The 2,587-nt window shown below is 65.1% G+C and carries 2 protein-coding genes; both read right to left on the bottom strand.

Annotated features, from left to right (window positions below):
* Positions 1-166: 166 nt before the first annotated feature.
* Entirely contained in the window at positions 167-1,108 is a 942-nt protein-coding gene (locus tag JMF90_RS32905; RefSeq protein WP_011548200.1) for a transposase, read from the bottom strand.
* A 735-nt stretch (positions 1,109-1,843) separates the two neighbouring features.
* Positions 1,844-2,425 carry a DUF3501 family protein gene (locus JMF90_RS32900; RefSeq protein ID WP_011548201.1) on the bottom strand — a complete coding sequence of 194 codons (582 nt, stop codon included), beginning with the start codon at positions 2,423-2,425 and terminating at the stop codon, positions 1,844-1,846.
* Positions 2,426-2,587: the final 162 nt, after the last annotated feature.

The following is a 2,587-nucleotide window of genomic DNA, read 5'->3' as shown; positions in this document are numbered from 1 at the left end:
GGCGAGGACGACATCGTCCGCTTCGACGATACCTACGGTCGGCAGTAACGCGTCATGCAACAAAGGGCGCCGCTTATACAGCGGCGCCCGGGCAGACATGGAGATACGGGATTTTCGCGCGGGCGTCGTGGCACACGACGGCCCGCGCGTTGCACGGCAACGGCGATCAGCCTACGCGGTACGCATATTCGCGACGCTCCGACTGCACGGGATCGTTGCGGCTTTCCGACAACACGCCCGCGCGACGCTCGGCGATGAAGCGCTTGATGTCCGATTCCGCGCGCGCCAGCGCCGACAAGCCGGCCAGCACCTCGCCTTGCGGCTCGCGCGCCGGCGCGTCGCTCGCACCGTGGCGATCGATCCACTGGCGCGCCCACTCGAGCGCATACTGCTCCGCTGCCTCGGCGTCGGTGAAGCGCGGGCCGATCAGGCCCGAGCGTTCGACGCGCCGGTCGTCCTGCGAGATCTCGGCCCACGCGCGATACATCAGGTTCTGCACGGGCTGCGCGATGCCGCTGATCGTATAGCCGCGATACTCGTCGACCTGCGGCTCGGCCGCGGCGAAGCTCGCCGCCGACGCGCGCACATGGCGCAGCTCCGCAGCCGGCGCGCCGGGCACCGCGAACGACACGTCGGCGCGGCCGTCCACCTGGTCGGCCGACAGCGTGCTCAACGACGCACCTTCGCCCTCCCAAACGTTTGCCTGCGCAACCGGCAATTGCCACGACTCGGGGTTCTGCCAGAACACGCCGCGCAAACGGTCGTTGTCGGGCACCGGCTCCGCGCGGCGAGCCGGCACGACCGCCTCCGGCGGCGGCGGAATATACGCGAACGTGCGCCCGCTGAACTGGGTCAGCACGTCGATCATCTTCAGCAGCGTGCCGTTCGCGAGCCACTCCTCGTAGCGGCGGCGGCACGTCGGCCCGGACGGATAGCGGCCGGGCAGCTTTGACCAGGCTTCCCCGGTCGTCAGGATCCACAGCACCGCGTTGGCGACGACACGCGGTTCGGCGCGTGGACGCCCGCGACGGTTCAGCCGGATGGGTTCATCGGCGATCAGCGCTGAAAGGCGAAACCACTCTTCATCGTTAAGCTCATCGAAGAACATAGTCGATCTCTCCACGCAGCCAGGCCGGGGCTGCGATTGGCGGCGCCGTCGCGACACTTCGCGTCGCGGGGCGGCCAGGTTGCACATTATGGTTATCCGGCGTTGTGCATACCGGGCGACACCGCACTTTCTCGGTGCCGCGATTCCCGGCAATGGCGCACAAATCGCGGTCTCACTCCAATGTGGGAATTTTTGTGCACGAAGCATACCATCCCTAGGGTTTATCTCAATATGACAATGACTTAATGTTACGCACTGAAACAACCTGCCATGGGCGGGCAAACCATTTATGCTTGAATTTTTTTGCGAGATCTTTATGCCGATGGCTGCAAAGGCCCGTCTGGCGGGGCTCCGCAGCGTCTGAAGAATGCGCTTAAACAGGCGGTTTCGGGCTGCTCCGGCCCCTGCCGGCGACACCACCCGGAATAGCCTCCGAAAATCGGTAAATCAGGGGAAAATTCGTAACAAGATATTCACGAATCGGTAAATCGTTCAAATTGAGCTGAATCAAATTATCTTCATGCACAATCTCTTTATTGTTTCCCTGCGAGTGATGAAAACACGCTGACGCCGCATGCCCAATGTGTCCCCGCATGCAAATCCGTCACGCTTGTTACAACTTCGCGGCGAGCGCCACGCGGCCGCGCCGCAGGGCGTGAGGCGCTGCTTTCTTCGGGTCGGAACGGAAAAGCGCAGACCGGCGTGCACGGGCACGCGACGGCGGCAACCGTGGCGCTAGCGCAGATCGCCCGCGAGCGATGCGGCCACGTCCGCGTCCACCCGCTGCGGCGGCATCGTGTAGGCCGGGTGATCGCAGCCGATCGACAGCGCCGCCCCGCCCTTGAGCGCCGCGCGCATCGGCGCATCGAACTCGAAGCGGACGAAGTGCACGGCCGAGGTTTTCTCCGCGTTGTCGCGCTCGAGATCCTCGTCGGCGATCGCGTAGACGCTCGCGTATCCGTCGACCTGCAGGTACACGCGATCCTCGACACCGATCAGCCGCGCGAGCGCCGCGCGCCGTTCGATCTCGTGCTCGTACTCGATCTGCATCGTCGCCTTCAGGTTGGTGCCGTCGGGCACCAGCGGCAGATACGCTTCCAGCTCCCCTTCGATGCCGGCTTCGTCGAAGATCTTCTCGATGTGCAGCATCTCGTGGATCTGGTAGCGGATCGTCGTCTCGTCCTCGAACAGGAAACGCAGGTGGTTGCCGAGCGCCACCGCGCGGCGGCGCTTGTACGCGACGAGCCGCGCGTGTTCGGCCTTGCGGATCTTCGCGTACGCTTCGAGCGTCAGCAGGGAGTCGCGGGTCAGCGTCATGGATGTCCTCGTGAATGGCCGGCAGCGGCTCAGATGCCGTACGCGCGACGCAGCAGCGTCAGCGGATGCGCGAGCGGCGCTTCCGGCAGCCCCTTCTCGTCGATGCCCTGCGCGATGTGATGGCCGGCGAGCGCGCAGTCGGACGACACGACATCCGGCCGC

It is taken from the genome of Burkholderia sp. E168m23 (assembly GCF_016586125.1).
GTDB lineage: Bacteria > Pseudomonadota > Gammaproteobacteria > Burkholderiales > Burkholderiaceae > Burkholderia > Burkholderia orbicola.
The sequence above is the reverse complement of the archived record's forward strand: the minus strand, read 5'-3'. Positions and strand labels throughout refer to the sequence as shown.